18 protein-coding genes are annotated in these 20,116 nt (G+C 34.1%); 5 read left to right on the top strand and 13 right to left on the bottom strand.

Annotation, left to right across the window (positions count from 1 at the left end; genetic code table 11):
- The first annotated feature begins 68 nt into the window (after window positions 1–68).
- Both C8N41_RS09795 and C8N41_RS09790 read left to right on the top strand, forming a co-directional pair.
- Window positions 69–1,148 (top strand): serine hydrolase domain-containing protein, encoded by a 1,080-nt coding sequence (locus C8N41_RS09795; protein WP_115839121.1) that lies wholly within the window; start codon window positions 69–71, stop codon window positions 1,146–1,148.
- Between the two features lie 113 nt (window positions 1,149–1,261).
- On the top strand, window positions 1,262–3,439 hold the full coding sequence (locus tag C8N41_RS09790; RefSeq protein ID WP_115839120.1) for a T9SS type B sorting domain-containing protein: 2,178 nt from the start codon (window positions 1,262–1,264) through the stop codon (window positions 3,437–3,439).
- A gap of 3 nt (window positions 3,440–3,442) precedes the next feature.
- Here the strand turns inward: C8N41_RS09790 and ftsY are convergent, their stop codons facing one another.
- The 11 genes from ftsY to recR all read right to left on the bottom strand — a co-directional run bounded on the left by ftsY (window position 3,443) and on the right by recR (window position 12,000).
- On the bottom strand, window positions 3,443–4,417 hold the full coding sequence (gene ftsY / locus C8N41_RS09785) for a signal recognition particle-docking protein FtsY (protein WP_092446981.1): 975 nt from the start codon (window positions 4,415–4,417) through the stop codon (window positions 3,443–3,445).
- A 199-nt stretch (window positions 4,418–4,616) separates the two neighbouring features.
- Window positions 4,617–4,769 carry a DUF4295 domain-containing protein gene (locus C8N41_RS09780; protein WP_008271041.1) on the bottom strand — a complete coding sequence of 51 codons (153 nt, stop codon included), beginning with the start codon at window positions 4,767–4,769 and terminating at the stop codon, window positions 4,617–4,619.
- 6 nt (window positions 4,770–4,775) lie between these two features.
- Complete coding sequence (rpmG, locus tag C8N41_RS09775; RefSeq protein ID WP_092446980.1) at window positions 4,776–4,958, bottom strand: 50S ribosomal protein L33; 183 nt, start codon at window positions 4,956–4,958, stop codon at window positions 4,776–4,778.
- 27 nt (window positions 4,959–4,985) lie between these two features.
- Entirely contained in the window at window positions 4,986–5,222 is a 237-nt protein-coding gene (gene rpmB / locus C8N41_RS09770) for a 50S ribosomal protein L28 (protein ID WP_040757375.1), read from the bottom strand.
- A 158-nt stretch (window positions 5,223–5,380) separates the two neighbouring features.
- Window positions 5,381–6,640 carry a competence/damage-inducible protein A gene (locus C8N41_RS09765; RefSeq protein ID WP_115839119.1) on the bottom strand — a complete coding sequence of 420 codons (1,260 nt, stop codon included), beginning with the start codon at window positions 6,638–6,640 and terminating at the stop codon, window positions 5,381–5,383.
- A gap of 9 nt (window positions 6,641–6,649) precedes the next feature.
- Window positions 6,650–6,991, bottom strand: a complete 342-nt coding sequence (locus tag C8N41_RS09760; protein ID WP_092446978.1) for an Hpt domain-containing protein — start codon at window positions 6,989–6,991, stop codon at window positions 6,650–6,652.
- The gene (locus C8N41_RS09755; RefSeq protein WP_092446977.1) at window positions 6,992–7,603 is read right to left on the bottom strand and encodes a fumarylacetoacetate hydrolase family protein; all 612 of its coding nucleotides are present in this window, start codon (window positions 7,601–7,603) and stop codon (window positions 6,992–6,994) included.
- Between the two features lie 86 nt (window positions 7,604–7,689).
- Window positions 7,690–8,466, bottom strand: a complete 777-nt coding sequence (locus C8N41_RS09750; RefSeq protein ID WP_092446976.1) for a 3'-5' exonuclease — start codon at window positions 8,464–8,466, stop codon at window positions 7,690–7,692.
- A 321-nt stretch (window positions 8,467–8,787) separates the two neighbouring features.
- A complete protein-coding gene (locus tag C8N41_RS09745; RefSeq protein ID WP_115839118.1) occupies window positions 8,788–10,185 on the bottom strand; it encodes a dihydrolipoamide acetyltransferase family protein in 1,398 nt (465 codons plus the stop codon).
- A gap of 90 nt (window positions 10,186–10,275) precedes the next feature.
- Window positions 10,276–11,376, bottom strand: a complete 1,101-nt coding sequence (locus C8N41_RS09740; RefSeq protein ID WP_115839117.1) for a glycosyltransferase — start codon at window positions 11,374–11,376, stop codon at window positions 10,276–10,278.
- A gap of 6 nt (window positions 11,377–11,382) precedes the next feature.
- Window positions 11,383–12,000 carry a recombination mediator RecR gene (recR, locus tag C8N41_RS09735; protein WP_092446974.1) on the bottom strand — a complete coding sequence of 206 codons (618 nt, stop codon included), beginning with the start codon at window positions 11,998–12,000 and terminating at the stop codon, window positions 11,383–11,385.
- Window positions 12,001–12,167: 167 nt separating this feature from the next.
- Between recR and C8N41_RS09730 the strand changes: the two genes are divergently transcribed.
- Window positions 12,168–13,613 (top strand): sodium:solute symporter, encoded by a 1,446-nt coding sequence (locus C8N41_RS09730; RefSeq protein WP_092446973.1) that lies wholly within the window; start codon window positions 12,168–12,170, stop codon window positions 13,611–13,613.
- Here C8N41_RS09730 and C8N41_RS09725 read toward each other — a convergent pair.
- Window positions 13,610–13,972, bottom strand: coding sequence for a CoA-binding protein (locus C8N41_RS09725; protein WP_115839116.1), 363 nt, complete (start codon window positions 13,970–13,972; stop codon window positions 13,610–13,612). The genes C8N41_RS09730 and C8N41_RS09725 overlap by 4 nt on opposite strands.
- Before the next feature lie 109 nt (window positions 13,973–14,081).
- Here C8N41_RS09725 and C8N41_RS09720 point away from each other — a divergent pair, with 109 nt between their 5' ends.
- Window positions 14,082–16,529 (top strand): outer membrane beta-barrel family protein, encoded by a 2,448-nt coding sequence (locus tag C8N41_RS09720; protein WP_115839115.1) that lies wholly within the window; start codon window positions 14,082–14,084, stop codon window positions 16,527–16,529.
- A 374-nt stretch (window positions 16,530–16,903) separates the two neighbouring features.
- Here C8N41_RS09720 and C8N41_RS09715 read toward each other — a convergent pair whose 3' ends face one another.
- Window positions 16,904–17,914: a 3-oxoacyl-ACP synthase III family protein gene (locus C8N41_RS09715; RefSeq protein WP_092446970.1), complete on the bottom strand. Its 1,011-nt coding sequence runs from the start codon at window positions 17,912–17,914 to the stop codon at window positions 16,904–16,906.
- A gap of 236 nt (window positions 17,915–18,150) precedes the next feature.
- On the opposite strand from C8N41_RS09715, the gene htpG reads away from it, so the two are divergent.
- Window positions 18,151–20,061, top strand: a complete 1,911-nt coding sequence (gene htpG, locus C8N41_RS09710) for a molecular chaperone HtpG (RefSeq protein WP_092446969.1) — start codon at window positions 18,151–18,153, stop codon at window positions 20,059–20,061.
- The last annotated feature ends 55 nt before the right edge of the window (window positions 20,062–20,116 follow it).

Genomic DNA, 20,116 nt, shown 5'->3' with positions numbered 1-20,116 from the left:
TAATCGATTTATGAACAGAGAGATTAAACTTTTTCCTATTTTTATAGTCATATTTAAAACTTCAAACCATGAAACTGACGTACTTCTATTTATTAACCCTTAGTCTTTTACTGTCATTTTCATGTTCTTCTGAAGACGATACCACTACCAATCCTAATGAACCCGAATCTATATATTTTCCGCCTACAAACTCAGAAATCTGGGAAACCGTTTCGCTTACGGAATTAAATTGGAATGAAAGTGCACTACAACCATTATTAAACTTTCTCGAAGAGAAGCATACTAAAAGTTTCATCATTCTTTATGATGGTAAAATTGTTGAAGAGCATTATTTTAACGGACATACAAATTCAACCACTTGGTATTGGGCAAGTGCCGGAAAAACGCTAACTACTGCTGTTGCTGGCATCGCTCAAGAAAATGGTCTTATTAATATTAACCATAAAGTTTCTGATTATTTAGGAACCAACTGGACAAGTGCTCCTTTAGAAAAAGAAAACCTCATTACTTGTAAAAATCTTTTATCCATGACTTCTGGTTTAGATGATACTACCGGTGATGATGTTGACCCTAACAATTTACAATATATGGCAGATGCAGGTACAAGATGGGCTTATCACAATGTGTATGTAAAATTGCAAGATGTTGTAGCAACAGCAGCAAATAGTACTTGGGACAATTATTTTAACACCAACCTAAGTGATAAAATAGGAATGACAGGCAGTTGGGTCGATCTCAACAGTCTTAGCGTATATTTTAGCAATACCAGAAGCATGGCGAGATTTGGCCTATTGATGTACGCTAATGGACAATGGGAAAACGAACAAATCATAGATGAAGATTATTTATATCAAGCTACCAACACATCTCAAGCAATTAATGAAGCCTACGGTTACCTTTGGTGGTTAAATGGCAAATCGAGCTATCACCTACCTCAAAGTCAACTTGAATTTCCAGGCAACCTTATTCCTGATGCACCAAGTGACATGTATGCGGCTCTCGGAAAAAATGACCAAAAGATTTACGTGGTGCCGAGTAAAAAATTAGTAATTGTAAGAATGGGACAATCGGCTGATGATGACAATTTTGCACTTTCTAATTTTGACAATGACCTTTGGATAAAAATTAATGATTTAATTAACTCATAATCAACTAATAGTTTTTTATTTAATCTTAGTAACCATTTACACCGCAAGTTTTTTTTTAAGAAGTCATCTAAACTACATAGTTAAAATCTAACTATAAGATTGACTAAAAAAAAATGGCTTTGTATACAAAATACTTCCTCTTAATTATTGGTTTTATTGGCTTCTCTACGCAACTATACGCACAACTCTGCGAAGGTAGTTTAGGAGATCCTGTTGTTGAAATTAATTTTGGATCTGGTTCTGGGCGAGGGTCTGCTCTAGGAACTGACATTACAGCCTTTACCTATAATGCTGCTGGCGAATTAGATGAAGGCGAATACACCATTGCAAATACCACTAGCGGGCTTAAAGCTAATGCGTGGCATACTACATCTGATCATACCGGAGACACCAATGGTTATATGATGGTTATTAATAGCGCTGTAATAGCAAATGAAGGTGTTTTTTATACAAAAACCGTAGAAGGTTTATGTGCAGATACCACTTACGAATTTTCCGCATGGCTAATGAACATTATGAATCCTTCTGCTGGTACAGATCAATATCATCCGAACGTAACATTTAGAATTAGTGATACCTCAGGTAACATTTTAGGTTCTTATAACACAGGTGATATTGCCCAAACCACTTCTGGTAGCTGGCAACAATATGGCTTCTTTTTTACATTAGAAGCCGAAACGGAAGCGGTAATTACAATACTAAATTCTGCGCCAAGTGCACATCCCGGAAATGATATTGCTTTAGACGATATCGCTTTTAGACCATGCGGACCAACTATAGAAAGCAGCATTGTTGATGAAGTGAATACCACAGTTAGTGTCTGCCAAGACGAAGTTGTCAGTTATATCTTTAAGGCCACAGTCTCTGAGGGTTATACTGATCCACAATACCAATGGCAATATTCTGATGATTTAGGAGAAACTTGGAACGACCTTCTAGGCGAAACCAACTTAGAGTTTGAATTTACAGATACGACAAATGCAGGACTATTTAATTATCGACTAACAGCTGCCAACGGTAATAACATTACCTCAGAATCATGTAGAATTACATCAGAAGAATTTAGTGTTGAAATTTTTGAAACGCCAAATTCACTTACAGGAGAATCTGAACAAATATTTTGTAGCACTCAAAATGCTACCATTGCACTTTTAGAAGTTAATGCCAATGCCATTTGGTACGATGATTTAATAACAGGAAACTTGTTAACTACAACTACTCCACTGGTAAATGGTACAACATATTACGCAGCTCAGGAAACAATAAATGGTTGTGAAAGTGATGAACGTTTTGCTGTTACCGTATATATTGTTGAGCCTAGTTTAATAGTCCATGATATTAATAGTATAATTTGCGATACCAATAACGATAATATAGAAACCATTAATTTAACCGATTATGAATCTGATCTCACGGCATGTAACGATTGTATTTTCACATATTATACCAGTGAAGATTTAAATGAAGACAGCCTTATCACTACACCTGAATCTTTTATTTGGGATGATAGTTTAGAGACAGTCTATACCAAAATTGATTCTACCGATAAATGTTATCAAAAAGTACAAATAACGCTTACTTTAGGTGTTTCACCTTATATTAATATTGATGATATTATTGCTATATGCGAACAAGAAAACTACAAAATAATAGATGCAGGTTACGGTTTTAATAGTTACGAATGGTCTACTGGAGACACTTCACAGACGATTACAGTAACTGATGAGAATCTAGGAGAATACTGGGTAACTGTGTATGAAGATTATGGTTCGTATTCATGCACTTCCACAAAAACATTTCAAATTATTGCATCCAATAGTGCAACCATATCTCATATTAACATAGAAGATTGGACTGTTGAGGATAATAGCATTACTATACACTTAGACGACACTAGTAATGGTGATTATGAATATTCTATTGATGGTATTAATTTTCAAGAGAGTAATAGATTTACTAGCTTATTTTCGGGCGAATACGATATTTATGTAAGAGACAAAAATGAATGCGGAATTACTACAGCTCGCGTTTATTTACTTAACTATCCTAAGTATTTTACCCCAAATGGAGATGGAGAACATGATACTTGGTATATTAAAAATTCTAATGCAGAACCTAACATGCTCATTAAAATATTTAATAGATATGGTAAACTACTTAAAGTTTTAGATACTGTTTCAGCATGGGATGGCACTTATAATGGTAACGACTTACCTACAAGCGACTATTGGTTTCAAGTAATAAGAGAAAACGGAGAAACGTTTGTAGGTCATTTCACGCTAAAACGGTAATTTCTACTTAAAGAAAGAATCTACAAACTCATATTTATTAAAGACTTGTAAATCCTCTATACCTTCGCCGACACCAATATATTTTACAGGGATTTGAAACTGATCGCTAATTCCAATAACAACTCCACCTTTAGCTGTACCATCTAATTTAGTAACTGCTAGAGAGGTTACTTCAGTGGCTGCTGTAAATTGTTTGGCTTGCTCAAAAGCATTTTGCCCAGTAGAACCATCTAAGACTAACAACACATCATGAGGCGCATCACCAATTACTTTTTGCATCACACGTTTAACCTTAGTCAGCTCGTTCATTAAGTTCACTTTGTTATGTAATCGACCTGCTGTATCAATAATAATAACATCTGCATCTTGATTAACACCAGATTTAACAGCATCAAAAGCTACCGAAGCAGGATCGGACCCCATATTTTGTTTAATCATGGGTATTTCTACACGGTCTGCCCAAACTTGAAGTTGGTCTATAGCTGCTGCTCTAAAAGTATCAGCCGCACCAAGTACCACTTTTAAACCTTTCTTTTTAAACTGATAAGCCAATTTACCTATAGTAGTAGTTTTACCTACACCATTAACTCCTACAACCATTAGTACATATGGTGTTTTTGAGCCATCGGTTTGCTTTGGTAAATCTGGGATGGTGTATTCTGTTTCTTCACCAGATTTAGTTTCAGACAACAAGGCTGCAATTTCTTCACGCAAAATCTTATTAAGCTCCGACGTTCCTAAATATTTATCTTGCGCTACGCGCTCTTCAATGCGTTCAATCACTTTTAATGTGGTATTGACACCAACATCGCTAGTTACTAAAATTTCTTCGAGATTATCTAAAACGTCATCGTCTACTTTAGATTTTCCGGCTACGGCTTTATTTAATTTTGAAAAGAAAGAAGTTTTTGATTTTTCTAAACCTTTATCTAAGGTTTCTTTTTTGTCGGAAGAGAATATTTTTTTAAAAAAACTCATTTTGTTGTTTGGTTATTAATCAGCACTTCAACTACATATTTCAACAAGCTTAGTGTGACGGTTTTATTTACAATTATTACGTTACAACAATCTTGCCTTTAGTAATTTACTGTTAAGATGTCAGATGTTTTTCAAATATAAACATAAAAAAACTGCTTTCAAATGAAAGCAGTTTAGTTAATCTCTAAATAAATAAAGATTATTTCTTGTTTAAAAAGTCATTGACAAATTCTGGTGCCATTACTGATTCTACAAACATGTATGCTCCAGTTTTAGGTGATTTCACCATTTTTATAGCTTTTGTCAAACGTTTTGATCCTGTCTGTAAAGACGCTACTGATTTCTTTGCCATGGTTTCTTATTTTATCTCTTTATGAACAGTCATACGCTTAAGGATAGGATTAAATTTTTTAATCTCCATACGATCTGGCGTGTTCTTCTTATTTTTTGTCGTAATGTATCTTGATGTTCCTGGTTGACCAGAAGTCTTGTGCTCTGTGCACTCTAAGATTACTTGTATTCTATTTCCTTTTTTTGCCATAGTAAATTGACTTAAGCGTTAACGCTATTATTTGTAAAATCCTTTTGCTTTAGCTTCTTTTAACATCGCTTCGATACCAATTTTATTGATAGTCTTTAATGCTGATGTAGAAACTTTTAATGTTACCCACTTATCTTCTTCAGGAATGTAAAAACGTTTTTTAATCAAGTTTGCATCAAACTTGCGTTTTGTTTTATTCATAGCGTGTGAAACGTTGTTTCCAACCATCGCTTTTTTCCCAGTAAGTTCACAAACTCTTGACATTGTTTTCTTTCTTTAGGTCTATAATTATTTCTCTGTTATTCGTATTGCTAGAAGAAATTCCTCTAATTTAATGACAATAAGAATTTAAAATCCGAACATGGATATTTTAAACAGGGTGCAAATTTAATAAAACTTTACGTTTCAGCAAACATAAAAGCTTACTTTTTTTTATGTTTCTTCGTAATTTCTTTTTGAAGCATTTCAAACGCTTTGTTTGTGGCTCTTCCAATGACTTTCTCTCTAAGGTTTCCGAAGTTAAAAACTTCAGAATAAATCTTATCTTTCGTAGCTATAGCAATCCAAACAGTACCGACTTCTGCATCTGAGTCTCCTTTATCGGGTCCGGCATTACCTGTAGTACTAATACCATAATCCGTATCAAATAAGGTTCTTACATTTCTTGCCATAGTTTCTGCGACCACTTTACTCACCACAGAATGCGTATGAACATCGCGCTCAGAAACTTTTAAAATTTTTATTTTAGCTTCTGTAGCATAAGTCACTACACTTCCTTTAAAATAAGTTGATGCTCCTGCATTTGCTGTAATTAACTTTGCAATATTCCCTCCTGTACAGCTTTCAGCTGTTGCAAGGGTTAGTCCTTTTTCTGTTAATTGATGACCAATTACGGCTTCAATAGACTCATCCTCTTCATAACCCACAAAAACATCTTCAATCTGTGGCAGCAATAAATTGATTTGTTTTTCAATTTCTTTTTCAACAACAGTTCTTTCAGCAGCCTTTGCCGATAACCTTAGACGCACGCGTCCTAAACTCGGTAAATATGCTAATTTTATAAAAACTGGTAAATGGTTTTCCCAATTCTCAATACGTTCGGCTAAAGCACTTTCTCCTAAACCATAGGTTAAAAGGGTTTTGTGCATTATATAAGGAAACTTAAATTTTGCTCTTAGCTTCGGGATTACCTGTTCTGTGATTAAGGCCTTCATCTCGTAAGGCACGCCGGGTAAGGATACAAATACTTTTCCGTTGCGCTCTAACCACATACCTGGTGCGGTTCCATTATAATTCATAAGTACTTGAGCGGTAGACGGTACTAAGGCTTGCTGCTTATTAACTTCTAACAGTGGTGCTGCACTATATTTTGAGAAAATCTGTTCTACATTTTCTAAGACCGCTTTGTCTTCGACCAAAGAATCATTAAAGTATTCGCAAATGGTAAGTTTGGTGATATCATCTTTGGTAGGCCCTAACCCTCCAGTAATAATAATGATGTCGGCATTTTCCTCTGCTTCTTCTATGGCTTTAAGAATATGTGCTTTATCATCTTGAACTGAGGTAATCTGATAAATAGAGATACCATATTTATTAAATTCCTTTCCTAAGAAGGCAGAATTTGTATCTACAATCTGACCAATGAGGATCTCATCACCGATAGTAATAATCTCTGCTTGCATATATCTGGTTTAAAGTCCGAAATCGGCTTTAATTTCATTAACAGCATTATCTACTGCTGTTAATACAGTTGTAAGTTGTTGATCTATATTTTTGTCTGTCTGCTCAAACTTTCCCCAATCTTGTACTTCAATTAGCAAATCTAGAACACCTAACTCAAACAAATCGATGGTTGGCTTCATTTTGTGAGCTGCTTGGTAGACTTCTTTATAATTTTTAGCAGGCACTCCTACTCTTAGCCGTTCTGCGTCTTCTGGTACCTCCTCTATAAAAGCGGCTGCTATTGCTGCAACGAAATCCTCATCGTTATCTGCCATTTCGCGTACGCGATGTAATTGATAATGTTGTGACATTTATTTTATTTTTATTGAAAACATTTCTTCATCCTCAAGATAACCTGTAAGACGATCTTCTACAAAAACCTTTCCGACTCCTGCAGGTGTGCCCGTAAATATAATGTCTCCAATTTTTAAAGTAAAATATTTTGACACATATTCTATAAGTTCGTCAATTTTCCAGAGCATAAGTTCCGTATTTCCAGACTGAACAACCTCTTCATTTTGTTTTAAACTGAAATTAATTTGATTAATATTTTGAAAGGAAGTTTTAGGTAACCATTTACCGATTACAGCAGCACCATCAAAGGCTTTGGCTTTTTCCCATGGTAATCCTTTTGCTTTTAATTGCGCCTGAAGATCTCGTGCTGTAAAGTCTATTCCGAGTCCGATTTGATCATAATATTTATGAGCAAATTTTTTATCTATATATTTCCCTACTTTGTTAATTTTCACCAAAACTTCAACCTCATAATGTATATCCTCTGAAAAATCGGGAATAAAAAATGGCTGTTTCTTTAACAGAATCGCAGTATCTGGCTTTAAAAATACAACGGGATCCGTTGGTTTTTCGTTTTCTAACTCTTTAATGTGATCCGTGTAATTACGACCTATGCAAATTAGTTTCATGTTTCTGTTATTCCTGCCAAATCAGGAATCGTATTAATTTAACCTATATTTTATATTTTAGATTCCTGCCTTTGCAGGAAGGACAATTAACTCAACTTATTATTAAACTGACGCAATTTAATAGCCGTTAATACTTTTTTTGTATACAGTGGAAAATCAGCATTTAGCAACCATCCAAAATAACCTGGTTCTTTGTCTAAAACGTCCAAAACACGTTTACCTTTATGCTTTCCGAAAGAAAAACATTCTTCACCTTCTTTATTAAAGATTAAAAAACCTGCAAAATCTGCGAATTTTTTTCGTGAACTGAATTCTGCTAAAAACTTAGTATCATTTTCCAAATCCTCATAACGATCTAATTGTGCTTTTAAAACCTCGTAAGTTGCTTTAGTATCCGCAGCAGCACTATGTGCGTCATTTAAATCCTTATCGCAATAAAATTTATAGGCTGCAACCAATGTACGCTGTTCCATTTTATGAAATATCGTTTGTACATCTACGGATCTGGTATTTTTCATATCAAAATCCACGCCTGCTCTAAGTAATTCTTCTGCAAGCAAAGGAATATCGAAACGATTAGAATTAAAACCACCCAAATCTGAATCCTTAATCATATTATAAATATCCTTAGATAAAGCTTTAAACGTTGGCTTATCTGCAACATCTGAATCGGATATACCATGAATTGCTGTAACCTCTGCAGGAATTGGCATCTCCGGATTTACGATCCAAGTTTTAGACTCTTCCTTACCATCTGGATAGACTTTAAGAATAGAAATTTCTACGATTCTATCTTTTGAAATATTGATTCCTGTTGTTTCTAAATCGAAAAAACAGATTGGTTTTATAAGATTGAGTTGCATATACTTTAGATTTTTCACAAAGGTACATTAGATTCTTTAACAAAGTCCAACTCCACTAAAAAACCTTCATATAGAAACTTCTTAGTATTGAAAAAACCCTTTTGAAGAACACCAACAAAAAAGCACCGTTAAAATACAGTGCTTTTTTGTATAAATAATTTCTTTTTTAAGTAACTAATTTAATGATTAGTTGCATCACGTTATAGAGTAATGTAGAACCTATTATTATCAGTAAAATTCCTCCTATCCAGTAGAGAATAATCTCCCCTACTTCAAGGAATTTTGCTTTGGTCTTATTATCAATTAGCTTTTTTAAGCTCATTATATTTCTCTATCCATATCCCATGCTTCAAGATAATCTTTTACCGCTTTTACAAATTGGCCGCCAAGTGCACCATTTACAACTCTATGATCATAAGAATGAGATAAATACATTTTATATCGAATACCTATATAATCTTCTTCTGGTCCCTCAATAACTGCAGGTGTTTTTCTAATAGCTCCAAGCGCTAAAATACCAACTTGTGGCTGATTAATAATTGGTGTTCCCATGATACTACCAAAAGTCCCCACATTTGTTACAGTATACGTTCCGCCTTGTATATCATCTGGATCTAATTTTCCTAAACGTGCTCTATTGGCTAAATCATTAACACGTTTTACCATGCCTAATAAATTTAACTGATCTGCATTTTTTATCACAGGGACAATAAGGTTTCCATCAGGTAAAGCTGCTGCCATACCAAGGTTAATCGCTTTCTTCTTTATAATTTTATCTCCTTGAACAGAGATATTCATCATCGGGAAATCCTTTAAAGCTTTAGCGATGGCCTCCATAAAAATTGGAGTAAACGTAAGATTTTCACTTTCCCGTTTTATAAAATCATTCTTAACTTTCTTTCTCCAATTCCATATCTTAGTTACATCAGCTTCTATAAACGACTGCACGTGTGCTGACGTCTGTACAGAATCTACCATATATTTTGAAATGAGTTTTCCCATTCTGCTCATTTCAATAATCTCATCGCCTCCTGCTACAGTCATTGGCTTTTCTATAGCCTTTTCTGCTTTTGGCTTTTCTTTCGCTGGTGCAGAAGTCTTATTAGAAGACTCTATTGCGCTTTGACTGCGCGCTGCATCTAGTGATTTTGTATCTTCGGATGTCGTTGCAGAAACCGGTTCTGATTTTTGAGCAGAACTACGAGATTCTAAATATGCCTTAATATCATTTTTGGTGACACGTTGATCTTTACCTGTACCAACGATACTATCTAATTCAGATTGAGAGACACCTTCTTGTTTGGCAATATTTTTTACTAACGGAGAATAAAAACGACCTTCGGAAGATACTACTGGTGCTACAGATGCTTTAGCTGCCACAACCGTTTGTGCCACCTCTTCAACTACCTTAGTCGCTACAGGTTCCGCGTCTTTAACAGGCTCTGAAGCTGCTGCTTTTGACTCATCGGTCTCATCTCCTTCTGTTTCAATAATTGCGATAGTTTGTCCGACTTGTACCACATCATCAACTTCAAATAGTTTTTCAACTAATACTCCATCTACTTCACTAGGAACTTCACTATCCACTTTATCTGTTGCAATTTCTAATACTGCTTCATCAGCTTCTATAGTATCTCCAACATCTTTAAGCCATGAGGTTATGGTTGCTTCTGCAACACTTTCTCCCATCTTAGGTAACTTAAGTTCAAACTTTGCCATATCTTTAATTTGTAGGTCGTTATTTGCTAATCGCGTGCAAAATTACTAAAAAAATACGTGATTTACTGATTTTTCCTCAACAAATACATTCTAAAAGTGTTGCACCTCACCTCTATTGCTAGCACTATCACTTCCGATGATAAATTTACTGCTTTTTGGAATAAATCTAAAAACAATATTTTCTCGTTGCGATTTTTTCTTCATATCAGCAATTACATTCTTAGCTTTCAAGGTATTAAAATCGTACACGAGCATACTATTTTGTTCAACGTTGTCTTTAATTTTAGTTTCAATGTCAATGGGTTGCTGCAAATGTTTTAATAACGTCTCGTCCGCATCATGCGTATAAACATACGATTTATGTGAAGACACTTTTACCTCAACAGGACGTTTTCTTATAAGTTGAGCTATTTTAATCCCAAACCAAACCACAATATTAAATACCGGATTTTGCTTAAAGTGCTTTTTATAAAAAATCTGCATCGCACCATAAAAACGCTTTGCATACTGAGCATCTTTTAAGGTACTTTCGCCTTTAAAATGAATTACTGTAGTATTTCCAAAATAATAATTATCAAAACCTGCTTTTACTATTTTATAAGATAAATCAATGTCTTCTCCGTACATAAAATACTCTTCATCAAAACCACCGACAACATTATAAACGTCTTTTTTAAGCCACATAAAAGCGCCAACTAAGATATCAACTTTCCCCACATCTGTTATACCAACATTATTAGCATAATAGTCATTAGTTTTACCCAATATTTTTTTTAAGGACACTTTTGGCGTTGGAATATGGCGTTTACTCTCTGGAAGAAATTGCCCTTTACCATCTACCAATTGACAACCAACAATACCCACATTGGGTTTGGTATCAGCAAACTGAATCAGTTTAGTGAAGGTATCTTCGGCAACTACCGTATCTGGATTAAGAATACAGAGATATTCACCTTTAGCCTCTACAACACCTATGTTATTTCCTTTAGAGAATCCTGAGTTTTCTTTATTTTCAATAAGTTTCACAGAAGGAAACAAGTTCTTCACCATGGCACAACTATCATCTGGTGAATTATTATCAACGACAATAATTTCGGCATCGATATCGGTAATAGCTGCTTCTACACTTTTTAGACATAACTCTAAAAAATAGCGTACATTATAATTTAATATGATAACCGATAGTTTCAAGTAGTATTAAGATTTTAAAGACGCTTCAAAAGGCACTCGATCAATGATACTGCGTCCTAAAGTAATTTCATCGGTGTATTCTAATTCGTTACCAGCTGCAACACCTCTTGCAATAGTCGATGTAGAAATATTATATGCTTGTATCTGTCTAAAAATATAAAAGTTGGTTGTATCTCCTTCCATCGTCGGACTCATAGCAAAGATCAACTCTTTTACTTTTCCTGTTTTAACTTTTTCTACTAACGACGCAATATTTAAATCTTGAGGACCAATGCCATCCATAGGTGATATTTTTCCACCTAAAACATGATATAAACCTTTGAAGCTACTCGTATTCTCAACTGCCATAACGTCTCTAATATCTTCTACCACACAGATTAATTCACTATTTCGATTGGGATTAGAACATATTTCACACAATACTGTATCACTGATATTATGACACGATTTACAAAAATTAATTTCTGCACGTACTTTGGTTAAAGCATTTGCTAATTGAAAAGTTTGACTTTCGGGTTGGCGCAGCATATGCAGTACTAAACGCAATGCAGAACGCTTACCAATCCCTGGTAATTGCGACATTTCGTTAACGGCATCTTCTAATAATTTTGATGAAAATTCCATAGCTGCGAAGGTAAAGATTTTTAGACATAAATAAGCGGTTGTTTTCAAAGACTATTAGTAACTATATGCTGAATATTTAAATATTTTTTCATAATTATTTCTAGTTTAAGGCAGTCCTTTTTTTCAAATGCACTATTTTTCGTCAATATTATAAAAACATAACTATTATGTCTCCAACTGCAATACTCTTATTAATTGTATGTTACTTTGGTTTACTTATTTTAATTTCTTATTTCACTGGAAAAGAAGATTCTAATGCTGCTTTTTTTAAAGCTAATAAATCTGCACCATGGTATTTAGTAGCCTTTGGAATGATTGGCGCTTCCTTATCTGGTGTAACTTTTATTTCCGTTCCTGGCGCAATAGAAGCCAAACAGTTTGGGTATTTGCAAGTGGTTTTCGGATACTTTTTTGGGTATTTAATAATAGCCTACGTCTTGTTACCGCTGTATTACAAACTTAATCTCACCTCAATTTATACTTATTTAAAAGATCGATTTGGCATAGTGAGTTACAAAACGGGTTCTGTAGCTTTTCTTATTTCTAGGACTGTAGGTGCATCTTTCCGTTTATTTTTAGTCGCTAAAGTATTACAGCTTTTGGTTTTTGATTTGTTCGATATCCCCTTTGCGATTACTGTAATTATTACCATACTTTTAATATGGCTTTATACTTTTAAAGGTGGTATAAAAACCATTATTTTCACGGATACGCTACAGACATTATTTATGCTAATTTCTGTAGTAGTTACAATAGTCTTTTTAGCATCTGCTTTAGATTTAAACAGTATTGGAGAGATTATTTCCTACACTAAAGAAAGTAACCTTAGTAAAGTGTTCTTTTTTGAAGATGGAAATGATTCTCAATATTTCTGGAAGAGTTTTTTATCTGGAATCTTTATCACTATTACAATGACAGGTTTAGACCAAGACATGATGCAGAAAAACCTAACCTGTAGAAATTTAAAAGATGCGCAGAAAAACATGGTTTCGTTTAGTATTGTATTAATATTTGTCAATATCTTATTTTTAGTACTAGGGTTAATGCTAACACAATATGCGGCTGCCAATGGAATTACAGCTTCTAAGGATGATTTGTTTCCTACCATAGCCATGCTTCCAGAAATAGGCATTGTAACCTCTGCATTCTTTTTATTAGGTTTAATTGCAGCTGCTTATTCTAGTGCAGATTCTGCCTTAACATCATTAACAACTTCGTTTTGTTTTGACATTTTAGATATTGAAAACACACCCGAAGCGACACGAAAACGCCTAAGAAAACAAGTTCATATTGGCTTTAGTATATTGCTGGTTCTCGTAATTATCTTATTCGATTTAATTTTTACAGACGTATCTGTAATTTGGGAACTCTTTAAAGCCGCAGGTTATACTTATGGTCCGTTGCTCGGTTTATTTGCTTTCGGTTTAATTACTAAATATCAAATTAAAGATAAGCTAGTATGGGTAGTAGCTATTGCAGCTCCTTTAGTCTCTTATATTTTAAACCTGTATTCCAAAGAACTGTTTAATGGCCACGAGATCGGATTCGAAATATTAATCTATAATGGCCTTTTAATGTTTTTAGGTTTACTCTTTATAAAAAAGAAAGCTTAGTACTGTTGCGTGCTAAGCAATACTAAAGTACAAGCAACTTCGTAATTTATATTCTTTTGTTCTAAAATGTTATAAAATTCAGGATTCTCGGTACCTGGATTAAAAATAACACGTTTAGGGTTTAAACCAATGATATAGTCATAATAAGGTTTTTGATTTTGTGGATTTAGATATAACGTCACGGTATCTACGTTTTTATACGGCATCAATTCTGTATCAATGGTTACATCTGCAACCTCACCAGACCTTAAACCAAAGGCCTTAACCTCATGGTTATAGCTCCGTAATCGTTTTATTGCAATGTTAGAATAGCGCTCTGGTTTTAACGATGCTCCGATAACTAATGTTGTTTTATTCATAATGTTAAAATAATGTTAAGTAAAATTTATAGAGTAACACAATATAAAAATAGTCGTCTACTCTTTAACAAAGTATTAAAATCAATCAAAAAGTTAATCCAAAAAAAAAATGAAACATTTCTTATTAATGCTTATAATGGTCTCATCAGCCCTCATAAGTGCACAACCCAACGCCAATTCTGACATTAAAGACGGCTCTGTTTCAGGGCGCGTTTTAGACGCTGTTCTCAACGAACCACTACCTTACGTCAATATCGTTATTAAGGATATGACGCATAAAATTATTACCGGAGGAATTACTAATGACGACGGCACCTTTGACATTAGAAATATCCCTGAAGGAAAAATCATTGTATCCATTCAGTTCGTAGGTTTTAAAACCATAGAAAAAAACGTTACCATTGGCAAAGGCAACTACAAACCAAATCTTGGTGACATAAAACTTGAAGAAGAATCAACAGGTTTAGAAGAAGTTACCGTCGTTGCCGATGTCTCAACAATTCAGCAACGTGTCGATAGAAAAGTGATTACTATTGGTAAAGATTTACAAACCGCAGGCGCAACGGCAAGTGAGATTATGAACAACCTACCTTCTGTGAGTGTAGACCAACAATCTGGTGCAATAAGTTTGCGTGGAAACCAAAATGTTAGAGTCATGGTCGATGGCAAATTATCTAACATTCCGGCTGAACAATTATTAAAGCAAATTCCATCAACATCTATAAAAAGTATTGAATTAATTACCAATCCATCGGCAAAATATAATCCAGAAGGCATGAGTGGAATTATAAATATTGTACTTCACAAAAACACTCAAATTGGATTTAATGGTAATATAAATGTTGGGCTAGCTTATGATATTGAAGCTAAATTTAACAGTTCTATCGATGCCAATTACCGTAACGGAAAATTTAATCTTTACGGTTCTTACAGTAATAATATTGCTAAGAATGCCAATTACGGAGGCTTCACCAGATCTGAACAAGAGATTCGTCAAAATTTCGATATTCTAAACAACAATAAATCGCATTTATACAAGATTGGGATCGACTACTATTTAAACGATAAGAATACCATTTCAATTTTCACCAATCAAAATACGTTTAGTGGTAAACCTATGGTAAACTCAGAAATTCTATACCTCGCTAATCCGAGTCTAAATGAGTCTCAATACATGGATGGCGAGTCTACCAATGATTCTCAACAATATAATTTTAATTACAAACACGACTTTAATGAAGAAGGTCATAATATAGAACTTGAAGTAGATTATAATACTTATGAAGGTTTAGGGGACACCAATAACATTTTTTATAATTCGTCACGACCAAATTTTATAGAGGACACTGACACTGATAGAGACAATACCACTATTAATTTAGATTATGTAAATCCGTTATCTGAGACTTCAAAATTAGAATTAGGTCTCGAAGCCCGTTTATTTGACACTAGTATTTTTTATGAATCTAATGCGCGCGAAACCAATGAATTTGGCGACTACATACCGACCACTACACGTTTCGATTATTCAAGAGATATTTATTCGGCCTATGCCACTTATGGTAATAAAATTGACAAGTGGAGTTACCAAGTTGGGGTAAGAGCTGAAACTGTTGGTGTGGACTCTGAAGCCTTTAAAAAAGATTTAGCATCTTCTGAAACCTTATTTATTCCTTTTGAGAATGATTATTTCGAATTATACCCTTCAGCTTTTGTAACCTACGCTGCATCAGACAAAAACTCGTATCAGTTTAGTTATAGTAGAAGGATAGATCGTCCAGGAATCGGACAAGTTAATCCTTTACCAGAGTGGAGTACGCCTTTAATTTCACAATTTGGAAATCAAGAATTAAGGCCACAATTTACAAATTCTATCGAAACAAATTATACCAGACAATTTGAAAAAGGAAGCATTACTGCTGGTATCTTTTATAGAATTATTGAAGACGAAATTCAACAAGCCATCCTAATTGACCGTACAGACATTAACCGTCTAATAATGACCAATATGAATTTTGATAACAGTACTTCGTATGGTGTGGAAGTCTCGTCTAATTATCGCCCTACAAAATGGTGGAGTGTTAATGCTAGTTTTGATCTGTTCTCACAAACTCAGAAAAGTGTTGCTGAATCTTTTGACTCTAACCAAAATATTGTTTTAAACACTGTAGAAGTCGATAATGTAGCATGGAGTGCACGAGCATTTAATAACTTTAGAGTTAGCAAAAGCTTAAGTTTTTCTGCCTTTGGTATGTATAGAGCAAAAAATAAAAACATTCAATTTGAAATGCACGATATGCTCATGGTTAACTTAGGTATGCGTTATAGTTTTCTTGAGAATAACAGAGCGAGTTTTAGCTTAAGTTACAATGACATTTTTAACACCATGTATGCACAATTTGAGAGCGAAAGACCTTATGCGCAATACGGACAATTTAATTGGGAAAGTCAACAAATTTCAGCACGTTTATCTTACCGCTTTGGTGGAGGAAAATACCGCGCAAAATCGCGTAAGCAACGTGATAATGATGTTAAAGAAGGTGGAGGTATGTTTTAAAAAAATATAACTTTACCACTACAATGCATAATTATGAGGAATAATATAATTAGGAATTATTTTCACTAATTATACACTATTAATTAAGAAAATCCTGACGAATCTCTACTGAGTGGTCAGGATTTCTGTTAAAAAGGCGTTAAAAATGAAATGCTGTGAAATAAAATTGAAACTATTACGTCTAGTGTACTATAAGTTTTAAGTAACGTAATTATAAATTAATTTTTGTAATAGTGTTAGTTAAGTTGGTTAATAGCTGAAAAGCCCAGACGATCTATTGTTTGGGCTTTTTTTATCTTATAAAATACGAATTAATTGCCGTTGTTTCTATATCATTTTCCTGCTTTAATGTCCTATACAGCTTTAACTTATTTTTACCACTTCATAATCACACTTCCCCAAGTAAAGCCACTACCAAAAGCAGCCAATACCACTGTATCACCTTCATTTATTTTTCCTTCTTCCCAAGCTTCAGTTAATGCAATTGGAATAGAAGCAGCAGTTGTATTTCCATATTTCTGTATGTTATTAAATACCTGATCATCGTTCAACTTAAATTTCTTCTGAATAAACTGAGCGATACGTAAATTCGCTTGGTGCGGTATTAACATATCAATATCATCAACTTGCAGCTTATTTTTAATGAGGCCTTCCATTATTACCTCACTAAAACGAACTACAGCATTTTTAAATACAAACTGACCGTTCATATGCGGAAAATAACTCTCGTCATTAGGATCATTATCAGCTAAAATATCGTCTACCCAACGTTTTCCCATACCAGGTGCTACAAGTACCAATTCTTCGGCATGTTCACCTTGCGAATGTAAATGAGTAGATAAAACCCCTTTAGAATTGTCTTCTTCCCTAGTTAAAACCGCGGCTCCTGCTCCATCTCCAAAAATAACAGACACACCTCGTCCTCTTGTGGTCTTATCTAAACCAAAAGAATGCAATTCGCTTCCAATAACTAAGATGTTTTTATACATCCCTGTTTTAATAAAATTGTCGGCTACGGACATAGCGTATACAAAACCAGAACACTGATTACGCACGTCTAAAGCACCCACAGTTTTAATGTCTAAGGCATGTTGCACTTGCACTCCAGGACCAGGAAAATACATATCTGGACTTAAAGTCGCAAAAATTATAAAATCGATATCATCCTTATCTAAACCAGACCGTTCTATTGCAATTTTAGCAGCTTTCACACCCATGGTAGCTGTAGTATCACCACTACCCTTTTTTACCCAACGCCTTTCTTTTATACCAGTTCGTTCTTGTATCCATGCATCATTGGTGTCCATCATTTTAGACAAATCATTATTGGTTACAACATTGTCTGGCACGTATTTACCTAAGCCTATTATTTTTGAATTGTACATTGAGAATTTATTTTCATTTCCGAGTTATCGGAAACCTTATTATTTAGTTTAGCAATTTAAGATATAAGATACGATTTATTTTTATTAGAAATTATATTCGTTATGCACGCATAGTACTTGTGTCACTTTGTCACATTTTAAGACTTGGTATTTTATTTGACAAGTAGTAAAATGTAATTAAAACAATAATTAATTAAATTTCTGCCTACGCAGGAATGACAAAAACCACATAAAAAATGACAAAAGGAAGTATTAATGTATCGGTAGAGAATATCTTTCCGTTGATTAAAAAGTTCTTATACAGCGATCACGAAATCTTTTTACGTGAATTGATTAGTAATGGTACAGATGCCACACTAAAATTAAAACACCTTACAAGTATAGGGGAATCGAAATCTGAATATGGAAATCCACAGATTGAAGTTAAGATTGATAAAGAAGGTAAAAAACTTCACATCATTGACCAAGGTATTGGTATGACTGCTGAAGAAGTCGAAAAATACATCAACCAAGTAGCATTTTCTGGAGCTGAAGAATTTTTAGATAAATATAAAGATTCTGCTCAAGATTCAGGAATCATAGGTCACTTTGGACTTGGTTTCTACTCGGCTTTTATGGTAGCAGAAAAAGTTGAAATTATTACAAAATCGCATACTGGTGCTCCTGCAGCTCACTGGACCTGTGATGGTTCGCCTGAGTTTACTTTAGAGGAGGCAGACAAAGAAACAAGAGGTACTGAAATTATCCTTCATATTGCTGAAGATTCTACAGAATTTTTAGAAGAATCTAGAATCCGCGAGCTCTTAAATAAATACAATAAGTTTATGCCAATTCCAATTAAATTTGGAACTAAGGAAATAAACGATCCTGACTTTACTCCAAAAACTACTACAGATAAAGACGGTAAAGAAACAACAGAGCCACACAAACAAATTACTGTAGACGATATAATTAATAATCCTAATCCGGCTTGGACAAAACAACCAACAGAATTAGAAGATCAAGACTATAAAGACTTTTACAGAGAATTGTATCCTATGCAATTTGAAGAGCCTTTATTCAACATTCACCTTAATGTAGATTATCCATTCAACTTAACAGGAATATTATACTTCCCTAAGATGACGAATGATATGAACATGCAAAAGGATAAAATTCAACTCTACCAAAACCAAGTATTTGTAACAGATAATGTTGAAGGTATTGTTCCAGAATTTTTAACCATGTTAAGAGGTGTTATTGATTCGCCAGACATTCCGTTAAACGTGTCGCGTTCGTACTTACAAGCTGATGGAGCGGTGAAGAAAATTTCATCTTACATTACACGTAAGGTTGCTGATAAGTTGAAATCATTATTTAACGCTAACAGAGAAGATTTCGAAAAGAAATGGGACGACATTAAAATCGTTATTGAATACGGAATGCTATCTGAAGAAAAGTTCTTTGAAAAAGCAGATGCCTTTGCCTTATACCCAACAGTAGATGGTAAATTCTATACGTTTGAAGAATTAACCAATGCCATTAAAGCTAAGCAAACCGATAAGGATGATAAAATGGTAATCCTTTACGCGTCTAATAAAGATGAGCAACATTCTTATATTGAAGCTGCTAAAGCTAAAGGTTATGAGGTTTTATTATTAGATTCTCCTATTGTGTCGCATTTAATTCAGAAATTAGAAACAACGAAAGAAAATATTTCTTTTGCTAGAGTTGATGGTGACCATATTGATAATTTAATTAAAAAAGAAGAGAACGCCATTTCTAAACTTTCTGAAGAACAGCAAACGGAATTAGACACCTTATTAAAAGAGGTTATTCCTTCTGAAAAATTCACAGTGCAGTTAGAAGCGATGGATAGTGATGCCTCTCCATTTATTATTACACAGCCAGAATTTATGCGTAGAATGAAAGAGATGCAGCAAACTGGTGGAGGCGGAATGAACATGTTTGGTCATATGCCAGAGATGTACAACCTCATCGTTAACACCAATTCTGCTTTGGTTGGCGAAATTTTAGAAACCAAAACCAAAAAGAAACAAGAACGTTTAATTTCGCAAAGTTTAGATTTAGCACGCTTATCTCAAGGTCTTTTAAAAGGCGAAGAGTTGACAAACTTTATTAAGCGAAGTTATGAGATGATTAAATAAATTAAGACTGCTTCGCTTTTAGAGCCAAGAGTAAAGATTAAAACCACTTTGTGAA

The sequence above is a fragment of the Winogradskyella sediminis genome (assembly GCF_003387355.1).
Taxonomy (GTDB): domain Bacteria; phylum Bacteroidota; class Bacteroidia; order Flavobacteriales; family Flavobacteriaceae; genus Winogradskyella; species Winogradskyella sediminis.
This window is presented reverse-complemented; position numbering and strand designations above follow the sequence as displayed.